General features: G+C 41.2%; 17 protein-coding genes and 1 other annotated feature. Of the genes, 1 reads left to right on the top strand and 16 read right to left on the bottom strand.

Annotation, left to right across the window (positions count from 1 at the left end):
- Positions 1-42 precede the first annotated feature (42 nt).
- Together argS and BW961_RS13010 are read right to left on the bottom strand one after the other, a co-directional pair.
- Entirely contained in the window at positions 43-1749 is a 1707-nt protein-coding gene (gene argS, locus BW961_RS13005) for an arginine--tRNA ligase (protein WP_068580246.1), read from the bottom strand.
- Between the two features lie 65 nt (positions 1750-1814).
- Positions 1815-2082: a binding site (T-box leader), on the bottom strand.
- Between the two features lie 76 nt (positions 2083-2158).
- Complete coding sequence (locus BW961_RS13010) at positions 2159-3217, bottom strand: CobW family GTP-binding protein (protein ID WP_082867320.1); 1059 nt, start codon at positions 3215-3217, stop codon at positions 2159-2161.
- Between the two features lie 276 nt (positions 3218-3493).
- On the opposite strand from BW961_RS13010, the gene BW961_RS13015 reads away from it, so the two are divergent.
- Positions 3494-4009: a MogA/MoaB family molybdenum cofactor biosynthesis protein gene (locus BW961_RS13015; protein ID WP_068580248.1), complete on the top strand. Its 516-nt coding sequence runs from the start codon at positions 3494-3496 to the stop codon at positions 4007-4009.
- Between the two features lie 140 nt (positions 4010-4149).
- Here the strand turns inward: BW961_RS13015 and BW961_RS13020 are convergent, their stop codons facing one another.
- The 14 genes from BW961_RS13020 to BW961_RS13085 all read right to left on the bottom strand — a co-directional run bounded on the left by BW961_RS13020 (position 4150) and on the right by BW961_RS13085 (position 19070).
- Positions 4150-5100 (bottom strand): copper amine oxidase N-terminal domain-containing protein, encoded by a 951-nt coding sequence (locus tag BW961_RS13020; protein ID WP_068580250.1) that lies wholly within the window; start codon positions 5098-5100, stop codon positions 4150-4152.
- 154 nt (positions 5101-5254) lie between these two features.
- Positions 5255-6250 (bottom strand): acrylyl-CoA reductase family protein, encoded by a 996-nt coding sequence (locus tag BW961_RS13025; RefSeq protein ID WP_068580252.1) that lies wholly within the window; start codon positions 6248-6250, stop codon positions 5255-5257.
- A 143-nt stretch (positions 6251-6393) separates the two neighbouring features.
- Positions 6394-8688: a thiamine pyrophosphate-dependent enzyme gene (locus BW961_RS13030; protein WP_068580254.1), complete on the bottom strand. Its 2295-nt coding sequence runs from the start codon at positions 8686-8688 to the stop codon at positions 6394-6396.
- A 26-nt stretch (positions 8689-8714) separates the two neighbouring features.
- On the bottom strand, positions 8715-9716 hold the full coding sequence (locus BW961_RS13035; RefSeq protein ID WP_170878567.1) for a 2-oxoacid:acceptor oxidoreductase family protein: 1002 nt from the start codon (positions 9714-9716) through the stop codon (positions 8715-8717).
- A 281-nt stretch (positions 9717-9997) separates the two neighbouring features.
- Positions 9998-11452 (bottom strand): nicotinate phosphoribosyltransferase, encoded by a 1455-nt coding sequence (locus BW961_RS13040; RefSeq protein ID WP_068580255.1) that lies wholly within the window; start codon positions 11450-11452, stop codon positions 9998-10000.
- Between the two features lie 59 nt (positions 11453-11511).
- Entirely contained in the window at positions 11512-12057 is a 546-nt protein-coding gene (locus tag BW961_RS13045; RefSeq protein ID WP_068580257.1) for a cysteine hydrolase family protein, read from the bottom strand.
- A 49-nt stretch (positions 12058-12106) separates the two neighbouring features.
- The gene (locus BW961_RS13050) at positions 12107-12883 is read right to left on the bottom strand and encodes an NUDIX domain-containing protein (RefSeq protein ID WP_068580259.1); all 777 of its coding nucleotides are present in this window, start codon (positions 12881-12883) and stop codon (positions 12107-12109) included.
- An 89-nt stretch (positions 12884-12972) separates the two neighbouring features.
- On the bottom strand, positions 12973-13374 hold the full coding sequence (locus BW961_RS13055) for a PaaI family thioesterase (RefSeq protein WP_068580261.1): 402 nt from the start codon (positions 13372-13374) through the stop codon (positions 12973-12975).
- Between the two features lie 239 nt (positions 13375-13613).
- The gene (locus tag BW961_RS13060; RefSeq protein ID WP_068580568.1) at positions 13614-14027 is read right to left on the bottom strand and encodes a YlbF/YmcA family competence regulator; all 414 of its coding nucleotides are present in this window, start codon (positions 14025-14027) and stop codon (positions 13614-13616) included.
- 53 nt (positions 14028-14080) lie between these two features.
- Positions 14081-15670 (bottom strand): tRNA (N6-isopentenyl adenosine(37)-C2)-methylthiotransferase MiaB, encoded by a 1590-nt coding sequence (miaB, locus tag BW961_RS13065; protein WP_068580263.1) that lies wholly within the window; start codon positions 15668-15670, stop codon positions 14081-14083.
- 294 nt (positions 15671-15964) lie between these two features.
- On the bottom strand, positions 15965-16537 hold the full coding sequence (gene pduL, locus BW961_RS13070) for a phosphate propanoyltransferase (RefSeq protein WP_068580265.1): 573 nt from the start codon (positions 16535-16537) through the stop codon (positions 15965-15967).
- Positions 16538-16719: 182 nt separating this feature from the next.
- Positions 16720-17679, bottom strand: a complete 960-nt coding sequence (locus BW961_RS13075) for a dipeptidase (protein ID WP_068580267.1) — start codon at positions 17677-17679, stop codon at positions 16720-16722.
- A gap of 236 nt (positions 17680-17915) precedes the next feature.
- The gene (locus tag BW961_RS13080) at positions 17916-18176 is read right to left on the bottom strand and encodes a stage V sporulation protein S (RefSeq protein WP_068534754.1); all 261 of its coding nucleotides are present in this window, start codon (positions 18174-18176) and stop codon (positions 17916-17918) included.
- A gap of 99 nt (positions 18177-18275) precedes the next feature.
- Positions 18276-19070 carry a TIGR00282 family metallophosphoesterase gene (locus tag BW961_RS13085; RefSeq protein WP_068580269.1) on the bottom strand — a complete coding sequence of 265 codons (795 nt, stop codon included), beginning with the start codon at positions 19068-19070 and terminating at the stop codon, positions 18276-18278.
- Positions 19071-19084: the final 14 nt, after the last annotated feature.

Consider the following 19084-nt stretch of genomic DNA (forward strand, 5'->3'; position numbering starts at 1 on the left):
TGATTCAAATTCTTATACAATAAATAGGTTCTTGTTACTATATTACATGCGATTTGGAGTGCGAAGACCTAGAATGTTCATCGTTCTTTGCAATGCTTCCCCAGTCAGTCGGGTTAATGTTACTCTTACTGTTCTTAAATGCTCTTCTTCACTTAGAATTCTTTCGTTCCCATAGAAATGATTGAAGGCTTGTGCCACATCTAATACGAATCTTGCTAGCACAGATGGTTCATTATTCTGAATCCCTCTTTTCAACTGCTCATTAAATCGATTTAGAAGTTTAAGGAGGTTCCATCCGGAGTCCCCTAAAGCTTCCGCATACATCCCTTCTTGAATATCCATAAGATTCATCGCGCCTATCTGATCTAAGATCAGACTCTTAGATAGAATACTTTGTGTTCTCGTATACGTATATTGTAAATAAGGTCCTGTCTCCCCATCGAAATTCAGTGCATCTTCCAAAGAAAAGTCCACTTCATTAACCCGGTTATTCTTCAGATCACCAAAAATGATTGCACCGATTCCAACATCCTTAGCTACCTGATATTTGTCTTCTAGCTCTGGATTCTTCTCTTCAATAACCTGTAATGCTCTAGCAACGGCTTCATCCAGCACCTCTTCAAGATACACGATTTTACCACGACGAGTAGACATTTTCTTGCCTTCAAATTTCATCAACCCAAAATGAACATGAGTGCAGTCTTTCACCCATTCTGCTCCCATCTTATCCAGTACTGCAAACACCTGTTGAAAATGAAGCTTCTGCTCTCCCCCAACAACATATAAAATCTGGTCAGCCTTCAAGACGTCATGCCGATAGAATGCCGTCGCAAGATCTCTTGTTGGATAAATCGTCGTGCCATCCGATTTCATGATTAAGCATGGAGGCATCCCTAGCTCTTCCAATCGAACAACCTTTGCACCTTCGCTTTCTTCCAATAAGCCTTTGTCTTCTAATTCTTTAACAACCTTCTCCATCTTATCGTTATAGAAACTCTCCCCGAGCACATAGTCGAAGGTCACATCCAGTCTCTCGTACATTCTATTAAATTCCTGCATGCTGACTTCTACGAAATAACGCCATAGTCTGAGAGCTTCCTCATCACCGTATTCCAACAAGCGGAACCAATTTCTCGCTTCAGGATCCAAGAATGCATCGTTCTCTGCTTCTTCATGAAAACGAACATATAACCGTAAGGATTCCTGAATTGGATTCTCCTTTAATGCCTCATCATTCCCCCACCGCTTAAAAGCCGTGATCTGCTTCCCGAACTGCGTTCCCCAATCACCCAGATGATTGATACTTATCGGTTCATACCCAGCTGTCTGATACATTTTGTACAAAGCAGCACCAATCATGGTAGATCTCAAGTGACCTATACCAAAAGGCTTAGCAATATTTGGAGAGGACATATCGATAATGACTTTTTTCCCCTGACCTATGTTCGTTTGACCGAACTTCGAGTGCTGCAATACTTCAAACATCTTGATCGCATAATAGTTCCGATCAAAAAATAAATTCACATAAGGTCCAGTAGCTTGAGCCTTAACCCCTTTCATGTCAATAAGGTTTGCTATTGTTTCTGCAATTGCCTGTGGTGATTTTCTGTACTCCTTAGCCAACATATAACATGGAAAAGCCATATCACCCATCGCGGCTGAGGGTGGCAATTCAAACAAACCTTCTATTTCTTCTGCTGATAAGTTTACGTGTGGCTGTATTGCCTCTAATGCCCATTCCTTTAACATGATTAACCATCCTCCGCTACTACATTTTTAATTTTAAATATCAAAAAAGCCCTCGTCTCTAATAAATAAGAGACGAGAGCTATAGTTCCCGTGGTACCACTCTAGTTGAACCCTCGCGCGTGAGGTTGTAATCCTCGCTTGAGTTGTTCCGCTTGATGATCTCTAACGTAGATCAACCGGACTATTCTACTGATGTAATCAAATAAATGATCTGCACGTTGGAATAGCCATCTCCCGGGTGCGCTTCATGAGGGACCTACTTACCGGCTTTCACCACTTCCGGTTCGCTGCAAATTAGGTTGCTCCCATTACTCTCCCGTTCAAAGACGTTCAATTTACAACATTATACATGCGTCTGCCACATCGACGCAATAGCCTGAAACACATTTCCAACAATTTCTGAAGGTTGTTAACCTTTCTTCTCTAATTCTATCAGGGCATTCTTTAACTCCCCTTGGGAGAAATGTTCACCTATAAATACGACCACGTCAGGTACATTCCCCTGAGGATTGATCTTCAAGAAGTCTGATTCTCTGAATGCATACTGGAATAAGAATCGTGCAGAAGTATCACTAAATGTCATAATCCCTTTGGCACGATACACTTCCCGCGGTAATTTAGCAATCAAATTCTCAAAGGATTGACTATCAATGGCTCCTTGGAAATAATGTGTATACACCATCACATGATCATGAGAGCTATGCGTATGATTATGTTCACTTTGACTGATATCATGAATATGAGCGTCGCTTTGCTCTTGATCATGATTACAGTTGTCATGATGCGCATGATCATCCGCTTGAGGCTTACTTTTACTCATATTCTTCCATTGCTCCGGAAGAATATCTTGTCCAAAGAGCGGTACCCAATCAATATCACAACGTACGGCCGGGATAATGGGTGCGAATTCGTTCCACCGCGATATGATCTTATGTAGATTCTCCTGATCTATTTCACCAATACGGTCCGTTTTATTAAGGATCAGATAGGATGCACAACGGATCTGCTCTTGCATCAGACGATAGGTTTTACCTTTTTGATTCTCATACAATTCTAATAGATGACACGCATCTACGACCGTAATAACACTCTTCAAATCAATCTTCATGTATAATGCCGCTTCTGTCACACCATCGAGTATTTCCATAGGATTCGCAATACCGGTCGCTTCAATGATAATCACATCTGGTGATTCTTTCTTAATTAGATTAGAAATTTCTAAGCTAAGATCACCACGACTCGTACAGCAAATGCATCCATTGAGCATTTCAGTCATAGGAACTGTCTCCTCAATAAGTGCACCTTCCAAGTTCACATCGCCAATCTCATTCATAATAACCGCTGGACGGAGTCCCTGTTCTTGCCAATGAGACACCATGCGTTGTAAGAGGGTCGTTTTCCCGCTCCCCAGAAATCCTGACAATATATATATGGGTGTAACACGATCTGTTACTTGATTCATATTCATTGTGCTTCTCCTCCTTGTTAGCTGCGTTTGCTATAATGTGCATGAAATAAAGACAAGTTTTAGCTTTAGTTCATTCTATATATGTTATGCACCTCATGCAAGAGCCTCATCACGAACAGATCGACCCTCCGACTTGTCCGCTTAACAAAGTATGGAATGACGCCTACGCTTATAATTGTTGCAGATGGTTCATAGCATCATGGTTGCACGGAAATATGGGAAGACTTATCCTTATATAAAGGCAAGTATAAGAGCATCTAAGGAGCGAAATAACGTATGAATTCGGTAGAACAGCACCGCAGTGAAGGACCTGCTACAGTATCCTGTATGATCATAACTGTATCGGATACACGTAACAAAGAAACGGACACAAGTGGTCAATTAATGATCTCTCTCCTACAAGAGGCAGGTTACTCCATCATACAATATGTTATTGTCAAAGATGATTACGACGATGTAAGAGAATTAATTTATAAAGCCTCTATCAATGAGGACATTCAAGCTGTCCTTCTGAGCGGCGGAACTGGCATTTCCCCTCGAGACACCACTTATGAAGCCGTCTCTTCTATATTAGACCGTGAATTACCTGGATTCGGGGAGATTTTCCGCTTTTTGAGTTTCACTGAAGATATTGGTTCCGCAGCCATTATGAGTAGAGCTACCGCAGGGACTGTAGGCAATACGGCTGTGTTCTCAATGCCAGGATCCAAAGGTGCCGTCAAATTGGCTCTTGAGCGCATTATCATACCGGAATTACGTCATGTGATCAGAGAAATTCATAAAAAGTCATAACTTCCCCCTTCCATCCCCCCGAGAGACAAGAATATAAGAGCGGCTTCATGGGACTTATTTCTCAGAAGGTCTCTTTTCACAAAAATAAGCCGATATTAACTCTGCAGAACAGAGCTATCGGCTTATTTCCTTTCCTGCTATTAATCTCTATTCATTTCTTTTCGAGCTTCATCTGGTAATTCAAGCGAGATCTTCCCTTCGCTCTTAACAACATCACCACCTACACTATTCTTGGAACCTGTTGAGGTAATAACTCTCTTAAGGTCGATTTGGCCGCTTTCTTCCGAATTGCTGTCACCCATCATACTTGTAGCATAGTAGAGAAACTTTTTATTGATTTGAGTTGGTGTTCCCTTCTGATCCATAAATTTATTATCTAAAAAATTCCGTAACTGCTCTCCTTTTTGAAGATGTGCTTGCCATGTCACGATGGGGAAATCATCTATGAACTCATATTGTGATACTGTATCCCCTTGAAGAACATAATAGCGAAGTGCCTCTCCCTCAGGAAATATAAATGTTTGCGTGTAATCTTCTGTATCGTAAGAGACTTCCAAAGGCTTATTCTGATAGTGAACATTTGAAGAGTATGTCATTTTCTTAACTAATGTGCGAGCATCCTTCAATGATCCTTCATAGAGCGTCATACGCTCCTTATTGCTTAGAGGCGATTTAATGGTTATCGACTTGCCATTCCAATCTACTATGTATCCGTACTGCTGAGACAGAAACCGTAAAGGAACATAAATTCGATTATTTTCTTTTTGCACAGAAACATCTAAATCTATAACCCCAGATTCATTCGGTTTACCATCCCGTGACACCGTCTTTTTACCCAATGTCAATATGACGCTTTCGGACCATTTACGTATGGTTACGGTGTTCATTTTCTGATCCCACGTTACCTTAGCACCTAAAGATTCTGCAACGACACGAATAGGCACAAGAACGCGTCCTTGTTCAAGGATCGGCGCTACGGTACTTTGAATCTCTTTATCTTCTACGAATATGGATATTGGCTTAGCAGCATTTGCTATAGAGCCAACACTTAGCAAGCTGAGTATGACTACTGTAGATATTACCTTTTTCATGAAGAACTCCCCTCCATCTCTTACCTTTTAAACGTTTATTACACCTATAATGTTCCACTTAATCAGAAAAAATAAAAAAACTGAGCGCATGACTATTGCCAGTCCGCACTCAGCCTTTGATTCCCTATACTAATCTATCAATCATGATCATTTCCTAATCAAATTTCACTACGGTACGTCCAACGGCTCCACCCTGTAAAATGTCCTCTAACACATTAGGTAATTCATGTAATGAAATCTCTGTTATTCCTTGCTCTAACATCTTAACAGGCTTCCACTCTGCCCCTAATTTGCTCCACACTGCCTGTCTTCGTTCCATCGGACAATATACAGAATCAATTCCTAGCAATTGTACCCCGCGAAGAATGAATGGATACACCGTACTCTCAAATCCCCCACCACCGGTTAGTCCAGATAGTGCTACACCACCACCGTACTGAATACTCTTTAACAATCCGTTAAGATTAGAACCACCCACGGGGTCAATAATAGCTGCCCAGCGCTCCTTGGCTAGAATGCCTTTCGCAGGAGCTATTATATCTTCGCGACTAACAACAGAGCTTGCTCCTAGTTGGTATAACCAATCTTTCTGAGATTCAATTTTACCCGTACTTGCAACGACTTCATATCCAAGTGTAGCTAATATATCGATTGCGATACTCCCCACACCGCCGGTTGCTCCAGTTACTAACACAGGTCCCCGTTCTGGTGAGAGTCCATTATGAATTAAGCTATCCACAGATAATCCTGCTGTAAACCCAGCTGTGCCTATGCCCATAGCTTCTTTGAAAGTAAGACCACTCGGGATAGACACTAACCAATCGCCACTCAGTCTCACGTAGCCACTATAACCTCCGAAATGGGATACACCAAGTCCATATCCCGTACATAAGACAGCATCTCCTGCTTGAAAACGGGGATGACTCGATTCCACAACCGATCCTGCCATATCGATTCCTGGAACAAAGGGATACGAGCTAACAATTCTTCCTTCTGGTGAATTCGCTAGCCCATCCTTATAGTTCACTCCGGAATAATGAACCTTGACGACGACATCTCCTTCTGATAACTGTTCTATGTTTAAAGTCTCTACACCACTGCGGAAACCTTCTTCGTCTTTACGTATCATAAATGCTTCAAATTTGTCCATATAAGATCACCAATCCCCTTCTTAACTAGCTTAAATACTAAGCCTATTACTCCTTTCTTAGTATACACCTATCCCACATTAGAAAAAAAAAAGGCCCCCTCCGCCTTATTAAGGAAAGAAACCTTCTTCATGTCTACATGGGCTTACAAATATGGGTTCTCATGTTTGGCCTTTAATACATTCCAGCGCCGATTTACCTCACCTTGGAAGTTCTCGTAGGCCGCTTCGTTCTCTGGTTTAAGTAAATGACGTGTTTTGCCCATCCATTTCAACCATTCACGTAACTCAACCTTCTTGTTCTTATCTTCTGGATTGTATGTGATATTCGTACATCCATGTTCCACCTCATAGAGTGGAAAGAAACAAGAATCTACCGCTTCATTCACAATTTGAGTTCCCTCATGATCATTAGATAACCAATTCAATGGACACGCAATAAGAATCTTCCCATACACTAAACCTTCATTCTGAGCATAATACTGAGCTTTAGCTGCTTTCTTTACTAAATCTTGTGCAAATGCTTCCGAACCGGTAAATACATAAGAAATATTCGTTGCTGCCATAATTTGAGCCGTATCTTTATGATGCGTCGTCTTTCCTTGTTGTTCTTTCCCTATATTCGATGTAGAAGTGCGATTTCCAATAGGGGTTGAATAGGATTGTTGAGCACCAGTGTTCATGTAGCCCTCATTATCATACTCAATAATGATCATCTTATGATTACGAAGAGCTGCCCCAATGGCAGGACCCATCCCAATATCCATTCCCCCATCACCCGTTACCATTACGAACGTGAAGTCATCTTGCAGACCTAAATGTTCCAGTTCTCCTCGGCGTTTGCGCTCCCAGAACATTTCTACTACACCTGATAGTGTAGCAGCCCCATTTTGGAATAGATTATGGATGTAGGTAGCTTTATGCGAGGAATATGGGAATCCCGTCGTCACGACCATTGCACAACCTGTATGATACAGCGCAATAATATCCCCTTCAATTCCTTTGAAGAATGTCTCGAGTCCTGAGAATATCCCGCAACCAGGACAAGCGCCATGTCCAGGGGATAATCTCTTCGGCTTCTTTGTAAGAGAACGTAGTGGCGGAATGCGTACACTTAACTTACCTGTCACTTCATCCTTCTTCACTGTAATCAGACCTGTCTTTAAATCTTCGAACTTCATGGGCTTAAGTATCCGCTTAGGTGCCTTATCAGCATCACCCGCGGAATGACCATAATAATCGAAAGGCACTTCTACCTTCCCCTTCGCTACCGCTTCAGTCGCTAATTTGAATAAATGATGGCCATCCTCAGCGTAGAATTCCTTTCCCCCGAGTCCATATATCCGACTAATGACTTGAGTCGTAGTATTTCCATATGTAAAGAGAGCAGCTTTAATCTCATTAACCATATTCCCACCATGAGCACCATAAGAATCGGCTCGATCCCCTACGGTTATAGCTTTAACATGTTTAAGAGCTTCGGCTATTTGTTGCTGTGGAAAAGGTCGGATCATATTAGGAGCGATTGAACCCGCCTTAATCCCTTGACTACGAAGCTGATCTACCACATCTTTGATAATCTCAGACGCTGAATTCATCAGGAATACAGCAACCTCAGCATCTTCCATGCAATACATATCAAGCATTTCATAATGACGACCTGTCAGTTGTTTATATTCATTTGAAATGACTTCAAATACATCTCCCGCATGATACATCGCTTGTGACTGCTGGAATTTGTTATTAATATAATCTGGTTCGTTCATATAAGGACCAACCGTTATTGGATTATCTCTATCTAACGTATTAGGAAACCCTTCAGGCGGCTTTTCACCTACGAACTTAAGAACATCCTCGCGATGGGCAAAAGCTTGAACACGACGTTTCTGATGCGATGTAAAGTACCCATCTGAAGCTACCATCACAGGAAGTCGAACTTCAGGATGCTCAGCAAGCTTCAGCGCAATCAAATTCATATCATAGACAGATTGGGGATCACGACACATCAAGATGGGCCAACCTGTGTTCAATGCGAAATACAAGTCAGAGTGATCTCCATGAATATTGAGAGGACCTGAAATGGAACGACAGACTAGATTCAATACCATCGGGAAACGTGTTCCAGATTGCACCGGCATTTGTTCTAGCATAAACATATATCCATTAGCGCTAGTCGCATTAAATACACGTCCGCCCGCAGTAGAAGCCCCATAACATATCCCTGCCGAACTATGTTCCCCGTCTGATGGGATCAACTTTATATCATGCTGTCCACTGGCTTTCATGAGGTCCAAATATTGTGCTACCTCGGTTGATGGGGAGATTGGAAAATAACCCATGACATGATAATTAATCTGGTGTGCTGCATAAGCAGCCATTTCATTACCTGATTCATATACAGTTAACTGCTCTACAAGTTCTTGTTCATAATTAACAGCCACTAACGTAAGCCACCTTTCACATTTATCTATATGTAATCAAAGACATGCTTAACGGTCTGTGTATCTGCTACACCCTCAACTTCTAGTACTTTAGCAAGCGCATCTGTCGGACATGCCTCTATACACTTCAGACAACCTTTGCAGTACTGGAAGTCAATCCCTTTCAGGAACATTTGCGGCCTTCCTTTTTTATCTAGCTGTTCTTCCCATACAAAACAAAAATCAGGACAGACCGTGTCACATTGAGCACAATGTATACATTTCTCCACTTCAAAATGAGGCATCATGCCAGACCTTGAAATACTGAGATCCTTTAAGAAGCTATTACCAGGATTGGTAATAATCCCTCCCATCGCTTGTGTCTCATATCCTAGAACGGGTGTATCTGCACGTATAAATGCTGGCATTGACATTCCTTCCACTAATGAGAACTCCTGTATTGTAACTTCGTTATAACCACGCTCGAACGTGTTTAATGCCGAAGCGACACTTTGCGGATATTTCGTTCCAAGTGATTTGCGAATAACATCTTTCATGGTATCTGGGTCTAGGAAAGGACACAAACGGAACATCGCCCCTAGCATAGCCATATTGACACGATTCTTCTCAGCCAGAGCAATTCCCGTAGCATCAATAACTGCGATTGTACCACCGAGCATATGCATAACACCCTTTAATTGTTCAGGTGATTTTCGAGAATTAATCAGAACTGTACTGTCTGCATAAATACCACTAACTACGTTTACCGTCTTCGCAAGAGCTTCATGAAAAATACTAACAACATGTGGACGTTCTACTGGAGATGTATCACGAATGGGTGTATTCAGATCACAGAAACGAATGTGCGCTTTCACAGGTGAACCCTTTTTCTCAGAACCGTACGATGAGAAACTCACGCCATTCAGACCCGCTCCTTCAACACCTGCTTCAGCTAGCATTTTACCAGCAAGATTTGCCCCAAGACCTCCAATTGACTCTAATCGAATTTCAAAGAAACCCAGTTCATTCACTTTTGGAAGATGTACCACCGACATAGCCCCTTTATGGATATTTTCTGTAGTGTAGATGCTTTTATTTAACGAAATGTCACAAATTTTAGATATGATATTAATCATACGTAATGCTTGATAAAGCGACATTCGATGTAGGATTTCGAGTATTAAATGTCGAACTCTCCACCTATTTGCCAACTCCTGCGCTTTCCCGAGAAATAATTCTAGGTGGATGAAGTAATTATGAAATGTAGTAAATAATACACAAAAAGCACGTCACTGATCCTATTGGATCTTTGACGTGCTTACCTTTTATCTTATATATCTTCTTCCTGCATATATTCAGCCATCATGGATTTCTTTAATTCCCATACTTTTTCACTAATATTCGTCTGATATATCTCTGGATTCAGCTTCCGAAGATACTGCGGTCTGAAGAGACTTAGCTGTTCCTTATGATAGTCACGAATACCATCTAGTGTAGGTAGTTCATACACTTGAACGCCATCTACGAATATAGGTTCTAGCATAGGAATGGCTTCATAGTTGCGAATCGTCTTTTGTAAATAGGAATGTTGCGGATTGAATAATTTAATCGGCCCACCTGCACGAGGTTGTTCCTCATCAGGGAAACAAATATAATCTGCCACTGCTTTTCCGTTGGTCTGATCAATAATTCGATACACATCCTTCTTCCCTGGCGTGGATACTTTCTCGGGATTACCGGAAATTTTGATGGTTGGTTTCATCTCACCATCCACATCCCGCTCTACGAGTTTGTATACACCGCCTAAAGACGGTTGATCAGCCGCAGTGATAAGCTGCGTTCCAACCCCCCATGTATCAATTCTGGCCCCCTGCGTCTTTAGATTGAGGATGGTATTCTCATCCAGATCGTTAGATGCGACAATCTTAACGTTAGGTAAACCTGCTTCATCCAACATTCTACGAGCCTCAATAGAAAGATAAGCCAAGTCACCACTATCCAAGCGAATCGCAGACAATTGTTTCCCGATAGATGTTAGATATTTCGCAGTCTGAATGGCATGAGGCACACCGCTTTCGAGTGTATCAAATGTATCTACTAATAATGACACTTGATCCGGAAGGACCTTAGCGTAGGCATCAAACGATTCTTGTTCGCTTTTAAAACTCTGTACCCAAGAATGTGCATGTGTACCTTTCGTTGGAATACCAAATTTCTTGCCAGCAAGCATATTAGATGTAGCATGGAATCCCGATATATAAGCTGCACGTGCTCCCCATACTGCTGCATCTGCCTCTTGTGCACGACGTGTACCGAATTCTAGTAATATATCTTGACCCGCGATCTGTTTAATTCGTGATGCTTTGGTCGCAATAAGTGTCTGGAAATTCATGAAATTAAGGATTGCCGTCTCAACTAATTGTGCTTCCATCATCCTAGCCTCTACTCGGATCAATGGTTCACTTGGAAATACTAATGCCCCTTCTTTCATGGCATGAATCGTTCCCTTGAATTTGAACTGACGTAATTCTTCTAGAAAACCAGGATCATAATTCTCTTCTTGCTCTGCAAGATATTGAATATCCTCTTTAGTAAACCGAAGATTCGTAATGTAATGAACAATTCGCTCTAGTCCGGCAAACACTGCATAACCATTTCCAAAAGGAAGCTTTCGGAAATAAGCTTCAAATACGGCCTTACGTTCATGTGTACCTAGGTGCCAGTGTGCATACATCATATTAATCTGATATTTATCCGTGTGTAGCGCAAGATCTTCTGTTTGCATGACGTTCTCCCCCCTCTTATTATGCAATTCTTTGTTGTATTAGGTGACAAGGAGTAGCGTCAATGTGAGCTTCTTATTACCTGAGCACCTAGACTCCCTGTAAAATGTTGCAATGCCCATTCATGTCCTTTGGGATTAAAGCTAGCCACAGCGTCCTCAAACACAGTGATACGATATCCCTTGTTGTATGCATCTATAGCTGTATGAAGCACACAAATATCCGTACACACGCCTATTAAATGGACTTCTGTTATCCCACGTTCCTTGAGCATAATGTCCAGATTCGTCCCGCAAAAAGCACTATATCTCGTCTTATCCATCCAATAAATTGAATTCTGATTTCTGTGAAAGACATTTGCTAAATCACCATACAATTCCCTTCCTTGCGTCCCACGAATATTATGTGGGGGAAAAAGATTAGTCTCTGGATGATATGGATCATTAACCTCATGAATATCAACTGCCATAACGACAAAGTCACCTTTATCTACATACGTCTGAGTGATGGATGCAACCGTCTCTTGAATGTCCAGTGCCGGCTGTCCTACGGGTAGACTACCATTCACGAAATCATTGGTAAAATCAATGACGATTAGTGCTTTCATCACGCTCACTCCTCAATTAATAAATCATGAAACCTAGTTAAGTTCTAGATTAAGTATAAATCGATAATAAAGGTATTTCGTCCGTAAACATATATAATTGAGCGGAACGTTGTGAATATTGATTAGAGCTAAGCTTCTTACCCATTTCATCTCTCACTTCTTCAAGAATTCCTTGTCTACTACGAGTAGACGTGATCTTCCGGATGAAATTAGGTTCCTTGAACTCTGGCACAACGGTCTGAATGACTTGATATAACTCACTAAGTGTAAAATGTTTCGGAAGAAACTGTTTGGCGATTGTCGTCTGCAACATCTTCTGTTGGATCCGAACATAAGCATCTCGGATAATCTCACGATGATCGAACGCTAGCTCTAATTGATCTAGTGCCTCGTGAATTCCAAACATACCCACTTCTTCTGCATCATCCGCAGCCTGTCGTTGCTCTAACGCCGATTCTTCAACAAGCGCAAAGAATGCATTACTGATAATCCATCCACGAGGATCTCTACCCGGCGTACTATAGACACCTAAATACTCTAGATGACCCCCGTCAACGCCTGTTTCTTCTTTCAACTCTCTCTTGGCAGCACCATATATGGATTCACTCTCCTGGCAAAATCCACCTGGTAAAGCCCACATGCCAGCATATGGCCAAGACTTACGACGTATCAGCATAACCTTAAGCTCACGAATAGGTAATGTCTTCGTCACCGTCTTACGTTCCCGTTTGGTCAGGGTAAACATGACAATATCGGCAGGTACACCATCAGGCGTACGATATTTCTTAGCATTATAACTTTCTTGTCCTTTATCTTCTTCATTCATTTTATCATCACCACATAACATTCTATTTGATATTTTCATTATGATCCATTAAAAATATTTGTCAAGTGTATGACGCTAACCTGCCGTTATTATTTGTTATTTACAACACGGAAGCTAGCTGTGGATATGCAACCTAATATTCCAGCACTGTCATGAATACGAGCTTCTGTCGTTAAGCTCCGACCCGCTTCATGAATAACGATCGCAGTCACCACAAGTCGTCCCTGTTTCATTGGGGATACAAAGTGTACATTCATATTTGTCGTTACACATGCATCCACGTTTTTAGATGCAGTAGCCACCATCCCCATGGCCTGATCCATCAGTGAAGTTAGCACCCCACCATGAATAATGCCTAGAGAATTAGTATGTTGTGCCTTAGCTTCTAATGCAATCTTTACTTCTTGTCCATTACCCGAAATAAATTCACAACCTAGAAATCCCCAAAAGGTATCCTTACCTTTAGAGATCATGCTGTCTAAACCCTCCATTGTATGCTCCCCCTATGTGTGTCTATCATCCTATTTTTTCAAGTTTATTATACTTTTATCCTCCAGAGTATTTGGAACTCCACAGAACACGAGAAGAAACGGCATTCCCATCCTGTAGGACGAGTATCCGTTTCACTTTAGAGAAATAATATAGAATTGATGCATTATACCGCAACCTTGGCTTTCCCTTTATCTCAGCAAAAAGGCGCGGATAATTATCCGCAACCTCGTCACTTTCATTAACCACAACTAGATGGGGGTGAATCTGTCCCCACTTCTACATTTACCTTTTCAGATACCGTATCACGAATAACAGATATCACAAGTTGTAACAAATAGTTAATGTCACTTTGGCTTTGCTGAAATTCAACTACAACAGGTATACCATCAATCTCATCTTGTAAGACTTCTATCTCTGCTTCAATCTTCGCGACCATTTCTTTATTTCTAAAAGATTCGAAAGCGACGATCTCCTTTTGTTTCTTTTTAATAACGGTGATTAGATCTTGTACACGCTCATGGTTACGAATCTTTTCTTCCGCTTGTTGAAATTGTTGTACTTCCTCACTACCAGATATCAAGTCCGCTAATTCTTTGGCTTTTGCCATAACGTCCTCTTGAATAACCAAATCTCTCGTATCATATGACATCATTTCATACTTATTTAATTGCCCTTGACCTTGCGTCACAGTGATCACCCCTTATCTTATGAATTTACTGCTATAGATTCTGTTACAATCTCACCTTTAATATACCATGTCTTTACTTCACTAATTTCAACATTTACTAAACTACCAATTAAATCTTTACTTCCTACAAAATGTACGAGTCTATTGCTACGTGTTCTACCTGCTAGAACGGCCTCGTTATTCTTACTTTCTCCTTCAACGAGCACTTCCACAATCTTTCCTAGCATCTTCTCATTATTCATTCGACTGTTATCTTCGATCGCTTTATTTAGACGCTGTAGACGTTCTTTCTTCACTTCCATTGGAACATTATCTTCCATGATTGCTGCTGGCGTTCCCTCACGCGGGGAGTAGATAAAGGTAAATGCTGAATCGTAGCCTATTTCGTTTACGAGAGTCATCGTATCTTCGAACTGTCCATCTGTCTCTCCAGGGAAACCAACAATAATGTCGGTCGTTAACCCTACATTCGGGATCGCTGTTTTAATCTTATGAGCTAATTCAAGATATCGATCACGTGAATATTTACGACTCATTTTCTTAAGAACTTCCGTGCTTCCCGATTGAACAGGTAAATGAACATGCTCTACCAGATTACCACCCTTAGCAAGGACACTTATCAACTGGTCATCGAAATCTCTTGGATGCGAAGTTGTAAACCGAACACGAGGAATATCAATCAGACGCATATCATCCATTAAATCGCCGAAGCTGTAGGTAATATCTGTGAAATCCTTACCATAAGCATTCACATTCTGTCCTAGCAATGTAACTTCTTTGAAACCTTGACGAGCAAGATCCCGAACCTCTGCAATAACATCTTCTGGACGACGACTACGTTCTTTTCCACGTGTGAATGGAACAATGCAATATGTACAGAACTTATCACAACCATACATAATATTTACCCATGCTTTCATACCTTCGCGCTTCTTGGGAAGATTCTCAATAATGTCGCCCTCTTTGGACCACACATCAACAACTAACTCTTTACTGAATAGAGCTTCCTTAACTAAGAAGGGTAGTCTATGGATATTATGTGTGCCGAAGATGATATCGACGAAACCATGCTTTTGCAAAATACGATTAACTACATTTTCTTCTTGAGCCATACATCCGCACACGCCGAGCAAGAGATCTGGTTTCTCCGTCTTCAGATGCATTAGATGTCCAAGTTCACCGAATACTCTGTCTTCAGCGTTCTCTCGAATAGCACATGTGTTCAATAGAATAATGTCTGCAACTTTCCGATCTTCCGTACCACGATACCCCATCTGTTCTAACAGCCCTTTAATCGTCTCTGTATCGTGTTCATTCATTTGGCAACCAAACGTATAGATAATATAATGTTTGCCTTCTCCGATGGATCTCAGTTCGTCTGGGACGACATTCCCATACAACACCTGAACATCTTCTTTACCCCGTTGTTTTTCCTGTCTATGATTAGGTTCCGACATAATATTGATTTCACGGCCCTTAATCCGAATTCTCTTTCCAAATTCATCCTCTGATAGTACCTTAGCATCTGAGAAATCGAAATATTTGGAGTAATCTTTCGAACCCTTTCCGGATTTTAAGTCCGGTGAGTTTGGATTATCCTTAGTCAATAGTTTCACGTCCCTTACGTTTATCTTTAATATAAACATTCATTTATTTTCATTCTTTTGAACATATCAATTAAAAATTATACCACAACGCTCATACCTAATCCATTGAACCAGATCCATTGAATCCAAGACCTATTCCCATTATATCCTATCGAAACATTCCTGACTTCATTTTCATTATTGTGAACATAATCGTTGTTAGAGTCGACCTTTCATCATATAAAAAAAGCAGGAGAATAAATCTCCCGCTTCCATTAGCCCATAATAGTTAGAGCTCTGATTAATAATGATTAACTAGTCAATAATTTCAGCAGTATCTCCCGTTTTGGCACCTGAAGCATTCGCTTCATCGGTATCAATATGCATGTCCAACGCGAATGAATCAGATACACGAGCTACCACGTGTTCAAGAACTAATCCACGCTCTCCACCAAGACGAACTTTCAACAATTGTTTGTCTTCAATACCCCAAGCTAATGCATCTGAAGTATGGAAATGGATATGACGAGCAGCTACGATCACACCTGTCTCAAGTGTAACTTCTCCAGCAGGTCCCTTAATCGTAATGCCTGGTGTTCCCTCAATATTTCCTGACTCACGAACAGAGGCCTTAACACCAATAGCAAATGAATCTGTACGCGATATTTCTAATTGTGAAGCTGGACGTGCAGGTCCCAAAATTCTCACTTTATCAAACTGGCCTTTAGCACCAATCACAGCTACCGTCTCATTAGCCGCAAATTGTCCCGGTTGTGACAATGGCTTAAATTCGGTTAATTGATACCCTTGTCCAAATAAAACCTCAATATGTTCTTGTGTAAGATGAATATGTCTAGCCGAAACGCCTACAGGTACAGATTTACTCATAACAATCCACTCCTCAGTTTTCTCTAATATTCTCTATATGCCAACATCAACATCCATTATACAACCTTTTTGTTCAAAATAAAAAGGCATCCCACAATATTAGGCTACCTCATTCGACATTATTTGAGTTCTGTTACATGATTGCCATATTGTTTACTTATAAAATCAATTTATTCAATCCTTCAATTATTGATAGCTAGCCTTCTTGGTAGATTTGTCTCCAAATAACTTAATGCATTCCCAGACAACCATGAGTTCACTTGCTTTTCCGAATAATATTGTAGTAATAGTTCAGCTAATTTCGGGTACTTCCCTGGATGCTCTAAATCTTCAATCCAAGACTCAATCCCATCGAAATCAGAACCGAACATCAGGTGTTTCTCAGCTCCAAGCTCACACATATGTTCAATGTGAGGTATTAGATCACGCGGCGTTATTACGCTCGCTCCTGCCTTAACAAACATAGGCACAAAGGTTGTGCCAATTCTACCATCAATTGCCACAATCGCTTGAATTTGTTTATCGCTCAAATTTCGAGCATGTGAACATATGGCATAAGCATTTGAATGCGATGCAATAAATGGCCTCTTGGTCATCTCAACTAATTCCCAGAAACCTTCTTGAGACAAATGGGATACATCCAACAACATCCCGATATCATTACACAACTCAACAAGTTGCCTTCCTTTCTTCGTAAACCCACCATTTCTTGGCTCAAGCACACCGTCCGCAGCCCAATTCGCATAATTCCACGTTAATCCCAAGAATCGTACGCCTAACTCATACGCCGTCCTCACATAAAACATATTCCCCTCTAGCCCATCTGCACCCTCAATCGACAACATGCCCCAAGGTTTCCCATTGCTAATCTGATTGACTTCATCTTTCCACCGAAGCCATTCCACACCATCTCCGACAGGGATAACCCGATTACGAAAGACATCAATGCCGTTCAATATATATTCAAATCGAGGTTGCCCCCACCTCTCTGACAAGTAAATAGCGAAACACTGGAGAATAACCCCGCCTTGGTGTAATCGTTCATACGTGACGTCTAGTCTATTGTCATTTAAAAAAGACATCGTGGTATTTTCCGTCATTTTACAGAGCACATCACAATGAAAATCCACCACACGTCTCATGTATGCTTCAACTCCCTTAGCATGATATAGCCATGCAAGAAGAAACGTCTAAACCATCCCTTACGGGCCGGTTTGCCGTCTCCTCGGAATAATAAGATGTTGCGTATCCAGTGACTCTTAAATTTTCTTATATTTCAAAAAAACCTGTTACCTTGGTCAAAGATAAAACTACGCCCTAAGGGTAAGTTCCACCTTTTGTAAAAGTAAACAGGTACACAACATATGAATAACGCTTATCATCTAGGCTCAACAATTAATTTAATCGCCGTACGATCTTCCCCATCAATCACAATATCCGTAAAAGCTGGAATACAGATTAAATCGACTCCGCTAGGTGCAACAAATCCCCGGGCAATAGCTACTGCTTTTACGGCTTGGTTCAAAGCACCGGCTCCAATCGCTTGCAATTCAGCAACGCCGCGTTCACGCAGAACACCAGCAAGCGCACCAGCAACCGAATTAGGATTGGACTTAGCTGAAACTTTTAATACATCCATAGGTTGATCCTCCCCTGGGAATGATGATGGTTCACATCCACATACTAGATGTTATTTCCGCAGAGGAGAAAAAATACCTTATTTTTGTTATTCCATGTGTTATTCCATGATCCACTCGTCTTCTTCCAAGCGAATTTTCTCTATTTTTGTAGCCTTACCCGTTTCCTCATCAATTTGGACAAATACACCATGGAAGTGCCATTTCCCTGTATCTACAACGAAACGTACCGGTAATTGGGTCTCAAACTTATGAATGACTGCTTCTCTTTCCATACCTAAAGCACCGTCTCTAGGTCCAACCATACCTGCATCCGTTAAATATGCCGTACCACCCGGCAAGATTCGATCATCGTTACTCTGAACATGCGTGTGGGTTCCCACGACAAGAGATACTCGTCCATCTAAATGCCAGCCCATACATATTTTCTCGGAAGTCGCCTCAGCATGGAAATCAACCAAGATGCACTTATGTTTCTTACGCAATTCTTCGATAATTTCATCACTTTTACGAAACGGACAGTCACTCGGAGGAAGAAAAGTACGCCCTTGTAAATTAACAATCGCAAGTTCTTTACCATTCGCTTTAATAACGGTATGCCCAAGACCAGGCGTCCCCGGTGGAAAGTTAGCTGGCCGAATCATTCGTGGTTCGTCATCTATAAATTCAAATATATCTTTATTATCCCACGTATGATTACCCATGGTAATCCCATGGACACCCCAATTATAGAAATCATTCGCAATGGACTCTGTAATTCCTCGTCCAGCAGCTGAATTCTCACCATTCGCAATTATGATGTGTGGGTTATATTTCGATTTCAAAACGGGCAACATAGCTTTAAGTGCTTTTCTTCCAACTTCTCCAACAATATCTCCAATAAATAAAACGTTAATTTCCGTTCTCCTCC

This window comes from Paenibacillus macquariensis (assembly GCF_900156375.1).
Lineage (GTDB): Bacteria > Bacillota > Bacilli > Paenibacillales > Paenibacillaceae > Paenibacillus_AQ > Paenibacillus_AQ macquariensis.